Raw genomic sequence first — 12,877 nt, forward strand, 5'->3', positions numbered from 1 at the left:
TTGTTTCGGGAATTTTTGTTAAATTCAGATGAATTATTAGATGTTTTTATGGTATTATTTAGAAAAACGGGGGTGAATATGTGCTATTTTCCGAAGAAAATGGGAACAGTGAATAACTCTATACGAGAATTGTTTTTGTGTATTCTGAGAAAGAGGGGAAGATTTAATGGACTTGAACAATTATTGGAACTTGCAACCTTCCGAGAGTAAAAAGTGGCAGGAAAATAGATACAAACGATTTGGATTTGTATGGGGAGATGAGCCGGGACCTACAGCTAAAATGGCGGCACAGTTGTTTGCGGAAAAAGGATGTAAAAATATATTGGTTGCTGGATGTGGGTATGGAAGAGAATGCGTTTACTTCCATGAAAAAGGTTTCAAGGTGACGGGCATCGACCTTTCCGAGGAAGGGATAAAGTTAGCGAAACATTGGAGCCAAGAAAAAAATTTAACGATCGACTTTTATGTAGACAGTGTTTTGGATATGAAACATCCTCATGATGGGTACGATGCAGTTTTTTCACATAAGGTTTTTCATCAGTTTCGTTACGAAGACCGGAAAAAAATGATGGAAGAGTGTCATCAAGTTCTAAAAGCGAATGGAATTTTGTTTTTGTCGGATTTGTCGGTACATGATGCTGAATTTGGTATCGGAGTGGAAATTGAAAAGAACATGTTCGAACGACCGCATCGCCCCTACCGTCCAGTTTATTTCCTCTCTAACGACCATTTGGCTGAGTTTGATGGATTTGATATGGAAGAAGTGAAACCTTTCTCCTATCTAGAGTCTCATCCAGGGGAATCAACTGAGCATGAACATCATCTTCTTATTATAGTGGGAAGGAAAAAACTGTAGCCGTCAACTACCCAACGACCCAAGTCTAAAGTCGTGGGCTTGAATTCCCCGTGTTGACCAGACCAAGGCTTGAAACAGAGCCTACGTTATGGAAGTTTTTATATTAAAGGAAAAGATAGGAATTATAGCATAAGGCATCAATTTCCAATACATTCATGTTATTTAACGATTTAATGGATATGTGTATAGAAAGGGGGGCGGGACTTGCGTAAGGCACAATTCTTCCTGTTCCTGAAGGGAATATTCCCGATAATTATAGGGCTATTGTTTTCTATTCTTATTACCGCTTGTAATAGCGAAATAACAAGTTCTAGTGTGGGAAGTAAAACATTAAGCTTTAGTGGGGAGAGTAAACACTGGTCTGGAGAGATAAGTGTACGACAAACTGGAAAAAGGCAAGATAAACATATAGTCTTCAAATATAAAGGGGATGCTCGGGAAATTACGACAATAAGTTATAAGGTTGAAGGTGTTGATGGCGGGGGTTCTGCAAGTGAAGTAAAGTTAAATAAAAGTGGCGTATTAGATACTTCAGGTGGAACATATACAGGTGGAACGCTTTTATCGAAACATGATAAGTTGACAGTTACTATTTATTGGAACGGAAATTCAGAAACATTTAGCTTAGTGAGTAAATAGTTATCCCCCTCACCACGAGGGGGATTGTTTATTGTTCAAACAACAATACGCGCGCTGGAGCAGCGTCAGTGCCGACGAGTTTAAGCGGAGCAGCGATCATCCAATATTCGCCTGCTGGGACGTCTTTTAGCCGAAGCCCTTCGATAATGATAATGCCATGGCTAAACAGCGTTTTATGCGTCGGGTGTCCTGTTTGATTGCGCTCGACGCCAAGCGCGTCGATACCAACACCTCGAATACGTTTTTCGGCTAAGTACGCTGCCGCATCTTCGGCAACGTAAATAAATTCAAAGTTAAAAGCGTCGTCGAACGAGTTTTTCGTTTTGAATAAGATAAAATCGTTCTCTTGAATGTCAAAATGAATGAGATCTTCTTTTGTAATTCGATCATCGACGTTTGTCACGTCTAATACTTTGCAGTAGCCGACAAGTTTTTCAAGCGGGATCGTTTCGAACGTTTCACCGTCTTTTACCATATGAAGCGGTGCGTCGATATGCGTACCTGTATGCACATCCATATCGATGCGCGATTCGGTGACGTAATCGTTCGTAACGGTCATTAGCTTCGGTTGTTTTTCCGGCTTATTTTTATACACAGGCATTCCTTCAAAAATTGGGGCAGTAACATCGTACATGTTCATGTTCGTTTCCTCCTCACATATTTGGGCTAAGCGGCCACCAATGAAAGCCGTCTTTTTGCAATAGCTCGTCTGCTTTTTTCGGTCCCATCGAGCCGGCTTCGTAGTTCGGGAAGTCTGTAGCTTCTGTGTTTGCCCATACGTCTGAAATCGGGTCGACGAAGCTCCATGAGGCAGCGACTTCGTCCCAATGCGTAAAGTTTGTTGCATCGCCGCGCATGCAGTCATATAGCAATTTTTCATACGCTTCCGGCGTATTAATGCCGTCGATGCAGTTGTAGCAATAGTCGAGTTTTATCGGCGTCGTTTTCATGTTTTCGCCGCTTTTTTTCGCGTTCAAGTGAAGGGTAATGCCCTCGTCTGGCTGAATATGAATGACAAGTAAATTTGGATGTACGTGTTCGCTTGTGCCATAATATAAGTTCATTGGCACATCTTTAAACTGTACGACAATTTTTGTCGATTTTTCTGTCATTCGTTTTCCTGTTCGTATGTAAAACGGCACACCTGCCCAACGGAAATTGTCGATTAAAAGTTTTCCAGCTACAAACGTTTCCGTATTGGAGGTTGGATCGACATTATGTTCTTCACGATAGCCGATGACTTTTTGCCCTCGCACAATGCCGCTTCCGTATTGGCCGCGTACAAAGTATTGATCGACTTCATCATGTGTAACAGGACGAAGAGCTCGTAACACTTTTACCTTTTCGTTGCGAATGTCGTCCGTTGTAAGTTTAATTGGCGGCTCCATCGCTAGTAACGCGACCATTTGTAACATATGGTTTTGTACCATGTCGCGAAGAGCCCCAGAATGGTCATAATAGCGGCCGCGATCTTCTACACCGAGCGTTTCGCTTGATGTAATTTGAATATTGGCAATAAAGCGGTTATTCCAGAGCGGTTCGAAAATGGCGTTCGCAAAACGAATGACCTCGATGTTTTGCACCATTTCTTTGCCGAGATAATGGTCAATACGGAAAATTTGCTCCTCTGAAAACGATTGGCGTATTTCTTCATTTAGTTTTTTTGCGCTTTGTAAATCATGACCGAACGGTTTTTCAATGACTAATCGTGTCCAGCCATTCGTTGTCGTCAGTCCTTCTGATTTTAAATGCGATGTAATCGTTCCGAAAAATTCCGGTGCCATCGCTAAATAAAAAATGCGGTTACCCGGAATGTGAAACTGTTCTTCTACATGTGTCAATAGTTCATTTAATTGTTCGTATGATTGCGTATTTGTCGCATCTAATGAATGATAGTAAAAATGGGAAATAAATGTGTCATCGATTAGCTCTTGCTTTGTCGCTTCTTCAATCGTTTCTTTTACGTAATGACGAAACGATTCGTCTGTATGGGGGCGACGGGCAACGCCGACAACAGCAAACTGTTCAGACAGCTTTCCTTTTTGATAAAGTTTATAAATGGATGGAAATAGTTTGCGTTTTGCTAAGTCGCCAGTCGCACCAAAAATTACAATTGTCGCTTTTGGTTGTACGTCAGTCACGGATCATATACCTCGCTTTTATTCATTTTTTGAAAGGTTCATGATAATGTAATTTTAGAGGTTTATTGTGGTAAACGCAAATGTTTTATCTGATTAAAGAAAAGAGAGGGATGAAAGCGTGGAGTTGTTATTTTTAGGGACAGGCTCTGGTGTCCCGTCGAAAGGTAGGAACGTGTCAGCCGTTGCGCTTCAGTTGTTAGAGGAAAGAGGGGCGACATGGTTATTCGACTGCGGTGAAGCGACCCAACATCAAATTTTACATACGTCCATTCGCCCAAGACGAATTGAGCGCATTTTCATTAGCCATTTACACGGCGATCACATATTTGGTTTGCCTGGATTGCTTGGCAGCCGCTCATTTCAAGGAGGGGAAACGCCGCTCGTCGTTTACGGTCCAGCAGGTATCCGTACATTTATTGACACAGCCTTAACGATTAGCGGCACACGGCTAAAATATGATTTGTATATTGAAGAATTTACAGAGGGGATCATATTCGAAGACGAACAGTTTGTTGTTATAGCAAAACTGCTCGATCACGGTTTGCCTTCATATGGGTTTCGCATTGTCGAAAAAGATTTGCCGGGCACGTTGCTCGTCGATCGGCTGCTTGCTCTTGGTGTGAGACCGGGGCCTATTTACCAGAAAATTAAGCGTGGAGAGACCGTTGTGTTAGAAGATGGAACTGTCATTGATGGTCGTGAATTTGTTGCCCAACCGAAAAAAGGGCGCATTGTTGCGATCATGGGAGATACGCGTTATTGTGAGGCGAGCATTGAACTTGCGAAACGAGCAGATGTGCTCGTTCATGAGGCGACATTTAGCGCAGAAGAAGCGCATTTAGCGCACGATTACTATCATTCAACGACGTGGCAAGCAGCAGAAGTAGCGAAACAGGCGGGAGTGAAACAACTCATTTTGACGCATATTAGCTCTCGTTATCAAGGGGAGATGTGTGAGCGACTCGTTGAAGAAGCGAAAACTATTTTTCCGAATGTTGCGCTTGCTTTCGATTTTTCATTGTTTCCGATTCGACGGACAGGAGATGATCAACGATGACCGAAGTAAAAGGGAGCATCATCGATAAACAGACACGATGCGTACATTATCATAGTGAACGCGATGTCATTGCGATTAAGTTTTATTGTTGTCGAACGTATTTCCCGTGCGTGTACTGTCATGAAGAACATGGTTGTGGCAAGCATGCGGTATGGCCGAAAGAGCGTTTTTATGAAAAAGCGGTTTTATGTGGTGTTTGTCAAACGGAGCTGACGATTGAACAATATATGACAAGCAATTACCATTGCCCACATTGCAACGCGGCGTTTAATCCGGGATGTCAACTCCACGCACATTATTATTTTGAAGTATAAAAAGGATGTCCACGATGTGACATCCTTTTTCGTGTTTTACCATCCTCTGACATATGGTTTCGGTGCTTCAAGCTGAATGCCAAGTTCGTTTGCGGCTGTTTTTGGCCAATATGGGTTGCGAAGAAGTTCGCGCCCGATAAAAACAAGATCAGCGCGCCCGTTCCGTAATATTTCTTCTGCCTGTAACCCTGACGTAATGAGCCCAACGGCTCCTGTCGGCACATTTGTTTCACGGCGAATCGTTTCAGCAAACGGCACTTGGTAGCCAGGGTATGCATCAATTTTTGCTGGAACGACGGCGCCAGAGCTTACATCGATCAAATCAACACCTTGCGCTTTCATTCGTTGAGCATAGTCAATGTAATCATTGACTGTTAACCCGTCTGGATGATAGTCGTGTGCAGAAATGCGCACAAATAGTGGGCCGTCCCACACTTCTTTTATCGCTTCAATGACTTCACCTAAAAAACGATAGCGATCTTCTCCACCGTATTCATCCGTTCGTTTGTTTGTAAGCGGCGATAAAAATTCGTTAATTAAGTAGCCGTGCGCAGCGTGAATTTCAATGACGTCAAAATCAGCTTCCTTTGCTCGCCGCGCCCCTTGCTGAAAGGCGTGAATCGTTTCTTCAATTTCCGTTTTTGTCATTTCTTTTGGTGTGCGCATGTTGTCATCAAACGGAATAGGGGAAGGAGCAATGATTTCCCCAGAAACGGTCGCTTTCCGTCCGGCATGTGCAAGCTGAATGCCAATTTTGGCTCCTTGTTCATGAACGAGCGTCGTGAGCGTACGCAATCCACTTATATGGTCGTCGCTCCAAATACCTAAATCGCGTGCCGAAATTCTCCCTTGTGGTGTAACTGCCGTCGCCTCGACAATAATAAGTCCGACTTGCCCGACAGCCCGCGTTGCATAATGAATGAGATGCCAGTTGTGTACCGTTCCGTCTTCGCGATCACACGCATACATGCACATCGGCGACATGACGATGCGGTTTTTCAATGTGACGTCTCGTATCGTATATGGCGAAAAAAGCATACAACATCCCTCCGATCGTATTGTTTACAAAAATGATATCACGTATTGTTGGAAAAGAAAAACAATTTGCTTTATTGAACGGAGGAAAGAAGTGCTTCACCGAGCTCTTTTGATCGTTCAGTTGCCCGTTTAATACAAGCAATCATTGCTTCTTGATAGCGGTATTGCTCGAGCACGCCGATGCCTGCTTCAGTCGTCCCCCCTGGGCTTGTGACTTCTTTTCGTAAAATGGAAGGATGTTTGTTCGACGCTTTTAACATATGGGCGGCACCGATAATCGTTTGTAAAATGAGCTCTTTCGCAATATCGTGATCAAGCCCGATTTCATCGGCCGCTTTTTCCATTGCCTCCACTAAATAATACACGTAAGCAGGTCCGCTACCAGATAACCCTGTCACAGCATGCAAGTGCTTTTCATCAACAATCGTCACAATTCCGACCGTTTCAAATAACGTTTTTGCGATGCGCATATGTTCGTCGGTTGCATATGCCCCTTGCGCTAATGCTGTGGCAGATTGTCCGATGGCTGCGGATGTATTCGGCATGGCGCGAATGACCGGGATTTGTTTCCCGATTAGCGATGTAATTGTATCGGTCGTCACTCCTGCAAGCAATGAAATAATAAGCTGTTGTTCACAAAAAGCATGTGCGATTGGCGTAAGACTTTCCGCAACATCTTTTGGTTTCATGGCTAAAATGATAATATCAGCTTCTTTTACTGCTTGTTCTTTATTCGTTTCCGTTCGCACCCCATACGTTTGTTGCAAATACGTTAGTCGTTCCATGCGCGAGCGATTCGTTACGATCATTTGCTTTGGTTCATATAGCGTTTGTATAACTCCTGAAATAAGCGCTTCTGCCATCGATCCTGCACCGAGAAACGTGATCGTCATTTTTTTAACCTCCTTATCTCCAAAATAAAAAGACCTTTCGTCCGATAAAGGACGGAAAGGTCTTTCGTTTCCGCGGTACCACCTTTGTTGGCACAATGTGCCCACCTCTTATGCCGGTATCGTCGGCAAGACGGTTAGGTTTGCCTAACAGCTCATAGGGTAGGTTCCATGATAAAGAGGGTAATGAAACCTTTCAGCCTACGGGTTTCACTCTCTTGTTACCATTTATCATGTACTGGCCCTATTCATCGCTTCGCACATATATGATTTGCTTGCAATTATGCATGAAAAACGAGCGTGTTGTCAATAGGTTTCGTCTAATTACTTTCTGAATTTTTTAATAAATAAATAAAAATAAATGACAAATAGAAAAAATAAGTGTAAACTGATAAACAGACGAGACGGAAAATTATGATGATATAATGAAGGAGCTAGAACGATGGAACAGTTGCATCGCATTGTCGTTCCAACGCCATTTGCCGTTGGGGATGTGAATATGTATATCCTTGAAGGAGAACGATTAACGCTCGTTGATGCTGGGGTGAAAACGGAGGAAGCATGGAACGTTTTCGTTCGTGAATTGCAGAACATCGGCTACCAACCGACAGATATTGAACAAGTCATCATTACGCACCACCATCCAGATCACGTCGGTTTGCTTGATTATTTGCCGCCGTCACTTCCTGTTATCGGGCATCGCAAAGCTGCGCCTTGGATTGCGAAAGATGCTGCTTTTTTTTCGTGGCACCAACAATATTTCGAACAATTTTTAATCGAGTGTGGCGTTGGTGAAGAGGGTGTGACGAAACTAGGAAACTTTCGGCGTTCTCTTCGCTTTTCGTGCGAGCGCTCGCTCACACAAGAAGTAAAAGAAGGGGATGTGATCGAAGGCTGGATAGTTATCGAAACGCCAGGTCATGCGCAAAGTCACATCGTGTTGTATCGTGAAGCGGACGGTCTGATGATCGGAGGCGACCATTTGCTAGCAGCGATTTCATCCAATCCGCTGTTAGAGCCGCCTGCGATCGGTGAACAAGAGCGCCCAAAACCACTTTTGCAATATAATGATTCATTAAAAAAACTACTCCAGTACGACATTACAACAATTGTTACGGGACATGGGGAAGATGTGACGGATGTCGCACCGCTTATTGACAAGCGGCTTGAAAAACAAAAAGAACGTGCACAGTACGTGTGGCAACTGTTGAATGAAAAGCCGATGACGGTATTTGACGTATGTCGATCACTTTTCCCGACTGTATATGAGCGAGAGTTTTTGTTGACGATGTCTGAAACGATTGGCCAACTGGACTATTTAGAGGCGATAGGTGCAGTGAAGAAAGAAAAAGTTGATCAAATATATATGTACGAAGCGGTGAGATCATGAAACTGAAAGGGAAATACGTTGTGATTACAGGAGCATCGAGTGGCATCGGTGAGCAAATCGCATACGAAGCAGCTAAACGCGGAGGAATACCTGTATTGCTCGCACGTTCAAAAGAAAAGCTAGCGCAAATTGCGCAACAGATTGAACAAACGTACAGTATTTCTTGCCTATATGAGCAATTAGATGTTAGTAACGTAAAAGAAGTAGACGATGTATTTGATCGCTTGCTCACCTCGATCGATGTCCATATTCTTGTCAATAATGCTGGTTTCGGCGTATTTCGATATGTTGAACAGATTGATCTTTCGGAAGCGAAGCAAATGTTTGATGTCAATGTGCTCGGATTGATCGCTTGTACGAAAAAAGTGTATGCGCATATGATGGAAAAACGATCGGGTCATATTATTAATATCGCATCGCAAGCAGGAAAAATTGCCACGCCGAAATCGAGCGTATATGCGGCGACAAAACATGCTGTGCTCGGATTTACAAATAGTTTACGAATGGAAGCGTCCATGTATGGCATTTATGTGACAGCTGTAAACCCAGGACCGATCGAAACGAACTTTTTTACCGTTGCTGATACGTCCGGAGAATATGTGAAAAACGTGAAACGATGGATGCTTCGCCCGGAATTTGTCGCAAAGCGCGTCGTTGATGTGATGCTTACCCCTACGCGCGAAGTGAATCTGCCGTTTTGGATGCATATGGGAAGTCGTATATATCAACTATTTCCATCGCTCATTGAAAAAATCGGCAAACAAGCATTTTTAAAAAAGTAAGCGAGGTGTAAATGGTGAAAATCACGATCACGGAACGAGCGATCGAACAACTTCGTCGTGTTCAAGGAAATAAACATGTGAAACTCATATACGATACAGATGGTTGCGGATGTGCCGTAAACGGAGTACCTATGTTACTGCTTGTCGATCAATTAGACGAACATGATGTGGAGATTGAAACAAACGATATGCCCATTTGGATGGAAAAACATCAGCTCATTTTTTTCGATGATCAAATGACGCTTGACGTTGTCGATGGAGCAGGGTGTTTTCAATTAAAAAGTCCAAATCAAATATTGAATCCGCGCATGTCACTGGTTGAGCGCTAAAAAATAAAAAAGCCCGGAATAAAAGCCGGGCTCATTCGTTTTTCGGGGCGCGAACGACCGATTGAAATTTTCCTTTATGGGCTGCATCACAAAACGGCATGTTTTGTGAGAGCCCACAACGACAGAGAGAAAACGTTTCTTTTGTTTCAAACTTGTTTCCTTCCATGTCAATTAATTCGACATCGCCGGTTACACGAAATGAACCATTATCCATCACTTTAATTTGTACTTTTGCCATATATTCCACCTCCTTGTATACCTTATATCGTATATACTATCTATTTTATATTAGAAATGCAAGGACGTGCATATTTGTCAGAACAGTGACAAGATAAATGGATGTGATTTTTTGTGATCAATGTCACATGATATAAATATTCCTTCTTGTACAATGGGAAGTAGTGATTGAATCGGAGGGATCAAAATGCGTGATTTTCATCAAAATCCATTTATCGTTATATGGGAGTTGACGCGAGCGTGTCAACTCAACTGTCTTCATTGTCGGGCCGAAGCGCAATATCATCGTGACCCATGTGAATTAACGTTTGAAGAGGGAAAACAACTTATTGATGACATTTATGAAATGGATCAGCCTCTTCTCGTGTTCACAGGTGGCGATCCACTGATGCGTCCAGATGTGTACGACATCGCTAAATATGCGATTGATAAAGGACTTCGTGTATCGATGACCCCAAGTGCAACACCAAACGTGACAAAAGAAGCGATCCGAAAAGCAAAAGAAGTCGGCTTAGCGCGATGGGCATTTAGTTTAGATGGCCCAAACGCGGAAATTCATGACCATTTTCGGGGCATGTCCGGCTCTTTTGATTTAACGATGAAGGCGATCGAATATTTACATGAGTTGGAAATACCGGTGCAAATTAATACGGTCATTTCTCGATATAATGTTCATGTTCTTGATGAAATGGTGCAACTTGTTGAAAAGCTTGGATGTGTGCTTTGGAGCGTATTTTTTCTCGTACCGACAGGCAGGGGGAAAGAGACGGATATGATTTCACCCGTTGAGCATGAAAAAGTGTTTCGTTGGCTTTATGAAACGAGTAAACGTGTACCGTTTGATATTAAAACGACTGCAGGACAACATTATCGACGTGTTGTGTTGCAGCAAAAAATGCGAGAGCAACAAATTCACGGTGACATTCGTTATGAAGACGTGTTAATGAAAGGGCTGACCGGGCAAGTAGATGGGCTAGGACGTGCCCCAAAAGGAGTAAACGATGGAAACGGTTTTGTATTTATTTCGCATATTGGTGACGTATATCCAAGTGGACTATTGCCTGTAAAAGCAGGGAATGTACGTGAACAACCGTTATCCCATATTTATCGCCATTCTCTGATTTTCAAACAGTTAAGAAATCCAGACGGATATAAAGGAAAATGTGGCGTATGTGAATTTCGCTACGTTTGTGGCGGATCGCGTTCAAGAGCATATGCGGTTACAGGCGATTACTTAGCAAGCGAACCGTACTGCATCTACATCCCGAAGGCGTGGAGGCAAAAAGAAAGGGTCGGCGAATAGCCGGCTTTTTTCTATTCATCCATACAGGCGATAAGTTCCTTATTTGTGTAAATTGGGAACTTGTCTTTTTTCTACAAACATTTTATTCATATGAAAGAACGTATGAAAATTTTGTGAACATAACAAAAATTGCGAACAATATAGCAGTACCGATTAATAAATTTTTTTACGATAAAATTGCTAAATGATAGAGCGAAGGGGGAAATAAAGATGGAACGATTAAAACAATTTTAACAGGTTTTGTCGGTGCCGCAGATGGTTTAGGAGGGTTCTTTTTACCTAATATTTTAGGTATGTTTAAACAATGGACAAATTCGTATTCATACGGTTTTTGGTAGGTTGCAGCGACGATGATGGTTGCGATGCTCATCATGAGACAGTTACGTAAAACGATTGCTTAAATATCATTTTTTAACATTGTATGAACGTTTCAGAAAATGTGATACACATCACATTTTTATTTATGTGCTTTCTTTATGATGAAAGTACAGAAACCATTTTTACAATCATACTTCAAAAAGGAGAGACGATTGTTATGAGTCAAACATTGAAAACGGTGTCACAATATGTTGAACGGAAAAGTCGTATCGGTTCGTATTGGAACCCAGAGGATCCTGTGTTTTGGGAAAAAGAAGGGAAAAAACATGCTCGCCGAAATCTTTGGATCTCCGTTCCAACACTAATGCTTGCATTTATCGTCTGGCAAATTTGGTCTATCATTGCCGCCCGATTAAATGACATTGGTTTTCAGTTTACGCAAAGTCAATTGTTTACGTTAGCTGCTGTGCCGGGATTAGTTGGGGCAACGTTACGCTTCGTTTATACGTTTGCAGTCGGGAAATTCGGAGGAAAAAACTGGACTGTTTTTTCGACAGGGGTGTTACTTATTCCTGCCATTGGACTTGGATTGGCAGTCCAAAATCCCGATACACCGTATTGGGTAATGTTACTATTAGCTGCTCTCTGTGGGCTTGGTGGAGGAAACTTTGCATCTGCATTAGCTAACATTAGCTTTTTCTTCCCGAAAAAAGAAAAAGGAACAGCACTTGGCATTAACGGTGGCCTTGGAAACATGGGTGTATCGGTCGTTCAGTTTGTTACACCGTTGATCGTAACAGTTGGTGTGTTTGGAGAGATCGGTGGCGAACCACAAGTGTTGGCAGACGGTTCAAAAGTTTGGTTGCAAAACGCTGCATTTATTTGGGTCATTCCGATTGTGTTTTTTACGATTTTAGCATATTTCGGTATGGATAACTTGCCCAACGTAAAACAATCTGTATCGGAGCAGTTTGTTATCGTCAAACGAAAACATACATGGATTATGACATGGTTATATGTTGCAACGTTCGGTTCGTTTATTGGATATGCCGCGGCGTTTCCTCTTTTATTAACATCACAATTTCCAGAACATGCATCGCTCGCCTTTTTAGGAGCGTTTTTAGCAGCTGCATTCCGTCCGGTCGGTGGATGGTTGGCCGATAAATTAGGAGGAGCGCGTGTAACAAACTACGTTTTAATTGTTATGGGGCTTGGTGCTGCTGCGGTTATGTATTTTACAACTGAAAAACAATTTATCGGATTTATTGTATCTTTCATGATCTTATTTATTGCTGCTGGAATGGGATCAGGGTCAACATTCCAAATGATCCCAATCATCTTCCCACCAAAAGAAGCAGCACCTGTTCTTGGTTTTACGGCAGCGTTTGCGGCATATGGTTCATTCTTTATTCCAAAATTGTTTGGTTGGGCTTCCCAAAATACAGGTACACCAATTACGGCATTTTATTTCTTTATCGCATTTTATGTTGTATCTTTGATTATGAACTGGTATTATTATGCTAGAAAAAATGCGGAAGTGAAATGTTAGAAGAATAAAAGAAGGGGATATCTGTAATAGATAT

The 12,877-nt window shown here is 42.4% G+C and carries 15 protein-coding genes; 9 read left to right on the forward strand and 6 right to left on the reverse strand.

Translation table 11 applies throughout. The features are described from left to right. Window positions 1-166: 166 nt before the first annotated feature. Both NSQ23_RS05730 and NSQ23_RS05735 read left to right on the forward strand, forming a co-directional pair. On the forward strand, window positions 167-856 hold the full coding sequence (locus NSQ23_RS05730) for a class I SAM-dependent methyltransferase (protein WP_339173643.1): 690 nt from the start codon (window positions 167-169) through the stop codon (window positions 854-856). Between the two features lie 204 nt (window positions 857-1,060). Then, on the forward strand, window positions 1,061-1,495 hold the full coding sequence (locus NSQ23_RS05735) for a hypothetical protein (RefSeq protein ID WP_339173646.1): 435 nt from the start codon (window positions 1,061-1,063) through the stop codon (window positions 1,493-1,495). A 28-nt stretch (window positions 1,496-1,523) separates the two neighbouring features. On the opposite strand, the gene NSQ23_RS05740 is transcribed toward NSQ23_RS05735, so the two are convergent. Then, window positions 1,524-2,135 (reverse strand): cyclase family protein, encoded by a 612-nt coding sequence (locus tag NSQ23_RS05740; protein WP_339173648.1) that lies wholly within the window; start codon window positions 2,133-2,135, stop codon window positions 1,524-1,526. Between the two features lie 13 nt (window positions 2,136-2,148). Beyond that, window positions 2,149-3,636, reverse strand: a complete 1,488-nt coding sequence (gene zwf, locus NSQ23_RS05745) for a glucose-6-phosphate dehydrogenase (RefSeq protein ID WP_339173649.1) — start codon at window positions 3,634-3,636, stop codon at window positions 2,149-2,151. 118 nt (window positions 3,637-3,754) lie between these two features. Here zwf and rnz point away from each other — a divergent pair, with 118 nt between their 5' ends. Both rnz and NSQ23_RS05755 read left to right on the forward strand, forming a co-directional pair. Beyond that, window positions 3,755-4,693, forward strand: a complete 939-nt coding sequence (gene rnz / locus NSQ23_RS05750; RefSeq protein ID WP_339173652.1) for a ribonuclease Z — start codon at window positions 3,755-3,757, stop codon at window positions 4,691-4,693. Further along, entirely contained in the window at window positions 4,690-5,007 is a 318-nt protein-coding gene (locus tag NSQ23_RS05755; protein WP_339173654.1) for a hypothetical protein, read from the forward strand. The genes rnz and NSQ23_RS05755 overlap by 4 nt, the downstream gene beginning before the upstream one ends. Before the next feature lie 36 nt (window positions 5,008-5,043). Here NSQ23_RS05755 and namA read toward each other — a convergent pair whose 3' ends face one another. Both namA and proI read right to left on the reverse strand, forming a co-directional pair. Beyond that, window positions 5,044-6,045: an NADPH dehydrogenase NamA gene (gene namA, locus NSQ23_RS05760; protein ID WP_339173656.1), complete on the reverse strand. Its 1,002-nt coding sequence runs from the start codon at window positions 6,043-6,045 to the stop codon at window positions 5,044-5,046. A gap of 71 nt (window positions 6,046-6,116) precedes the next feature. Continuing rightward, window positions 6,117-6,938 (reverse strand): pyrroline-5-carboxylate reductase ProI, encoded by an 822-nt coding sequence (gene proI, locus NSQ23_RS05765; RefSeq protein ID WP_339173659.1) that lies wholly within the window; start codon window positions 6,936-6,938, stop codon window positions 6,117-6,119. 439 nt (window positions 6,939-7,377) lie between these two features. Here proI and NSQ23_RS05770 point away from each other — a divergent pair, with 439 nt between their 5' ends. From NSQ23_RS05770 to NSQ23_RS05780, 3 genes are read left to right on the forward strand one after another with little or no spacing between them, the layout of a single operon-like run. After that, window positions 7,378-8,325, forward strand: coding sequence for an MBL fold metallo-hydrolase (locus NSQ23_RS05770; RefSeq protein WP_339173661.1), 948 nt, complete (start codon window positions 7,378-7,380; stop codon window positions 8,323-8,325). Further along, window positions 8,322-9,107: an SDR family oxidoreductase gene (locus tag NSQ23_RS05775; RefSeq protein WP_091703815.1), complete on the forward strand. Its 786-nt coding sequence runs from the start codon at window positions 8,322-8,324 to the stop codon at window positions 9,105-9,107. The genes NSQ23_RS05770 and NSQ23_RS05775 overlap by 4 nt, the downstream gene beginning before the upstream one ends. An 11-nt stretch (window positions 9,108-9,118) precedes the next feature. Continuing rightward, the gene (locus tag NSQ23_RS05780; protein WP_091703812.1) at window positions 9,119-9,436 is read left to right on the forward strand and encodes an iron-sulfur cluster biosynthesis family protein; all 318 of its coding nucleotides are present in this window, start codon (window positions 9,119-9,121) and stop codon (window positions 9,434-9,436) included. Window positions 9,437-9,467: 31 nt separating this feature from the next. Here NSQ23_RS05780 and NSQ23_RS05785 read toward each other — a convergent pair whose 3' ends face one another. Next, window positions 9,468-9,674, reverse strand: a complete 207-nt coding sequence (locus tag NSQ23_RS05785) for a CDGSH iron-sulfur domain-containing protein (RefSeq protein WP_009373835.1) — start codon at window positions 9,672-9,674, stop codon at window positions 9,468-9,470. Between the two features lie 186 nt (window positions 9,675-9,860). On the opposite strand from NSQ23_RS05785, the gene NSQ23_RS05790 reads away from it, so the two are divergent. Further along, on the forward strand, window positions 9,861-10,976 hold the full coding sequence (locus tag NSQ23_RS05790; protein ID WP_339173669.1) for a TIGR04053 family radical SAM/SPASM domain-containing protein: 1,116 nt from the start codon (window positions 9,861-9,863) through the stop codon (window positions 10,974-10,976). Between the two features lie 166 nt (window positions 10,977-11,142). Here NSQ23_RS05790 and NSQ23_RS05795 read toward each other — a convergent pair whose 3' ends face one another. Next, window positions 11,143-11,346 carry a hypothetical protein gene (locus NSQ23_RS05795; protein WP_339173671.1) on the reverse strand — a complete coding sequence of 68 codons (204 nt, stop codon included), beginning with the start codon at window positions 11,344-11,346 and terminating at the stop codon, window positions 11,143-11,145. A 165-nt stretch (window positions 11,347-11,511) separates the two neighbouring features. On the opposite strand from NSQ23_RS05795, the gene NSQ23_RS05800 reads away from it, so the two are divergent. After that, window positions 11,512-12,843, forward strand: a complete 1,332-nt coding sequence (locus tag NSQ23_RS05800) for a NarK family nitrate/nitrite MFS transporter (RefSeq protein ID WP_339173673.1) — start codon at window positions 11,512-11,514, stop codon at window positions 12,841-12,843. Window positions 12,844-12,877: the final 34 nt, after the last annotated feature.

The sequence above is a fragment of the Anoxybacillus sp. FSL W8-1294 genome (genome assembly GCF_037965005.1).
Classification (GTDB): Bacteria; Bacillota; Bacilli; order Bacillales; family Anoxybacillaceae; genus Anoxybacillus; species Anoxybacillus flavithermus_G.

Coding starts and splice junctions, on each gene's coding strand:
- NSQ23_RS05730 (WP_339173643.1), top strand. CDS start 167: ATGGACTTGAACAATTATTGGAACTTGCAACCTTCCGAGAGTAAAAAG.
- NSQ23_RS05740 (WP_339173648.1), bottom strand. CDS start 2,135: ATGAACATGTACGATGTTACTGCCCCAATTTTTGAAGGAATGCCTGTG.
- NSQ23_RS05755 (WP_339173654.1), top strand. CDS start 4,690: ATGACCGAAGTAAAAGGGAGCATCATCGATAAACAGACACGATGCGTA.
- namA (WP_339173656.1), bottom strand. CDS start 6,045: ATGCTTTTTTCGCCATATACGATACGAGACGTCACATTGAAAAACCGC.
- proI (WP_339173659.1), bottom strand. CDS start 6,938: ATGACGATCACGTTTCTCGGTGCAGGATCGATGGCAGAAGCGCTTATT.
- NSQ23_RS05770 (WP_339173661.1), top strand. CDS start 7,378: ATGGAACAGTTGCATCGCATTGTCGTTCCAACGCCATTTGCCGTTGGG.
- NSQ23_RS05775 (WP_091703815.1), top strand. CDS start 8,322: ATGAAACTGAAAGGGAAATACGTTGTGATTACAGGAGCATCGAGTGGC.
- NSQ23_RS05780 (WP_091703812.1), top strand. CDS start 9,119: ATGGTGAAAATCACGATCACGGAACGAGCGATCGAACAACTTCGTCGT.
- NSQ23_RS05785 (WP_009373835.1), bottom strand. CDS start 9,674: ATGGCAAAAGTACAAATTAAAGTGATGGATAATGGTTCATTTCGTGTA.
- NSQ23_RS05790 (WP_339173669.1), top strand. CDS start 9,861: ATGCGTGATTTTCATCAAAATCCATTTATCGTTATATGGGAGTTGACG.
- NSQ23_RS05795 (WP_339173671.1), bottom strand. CDS start 11,346: ATGAGCATCGCAACCATCATCGTCGCTGCAACCTACCAAAAACCGTAT.
- NSQ23_RS05800 (WP_339173673.1), top strand. CDS start 11,512: ATGAGTCAAACATTGAAAACGGTGTCACAATATGTTGAACGGAAAAGT.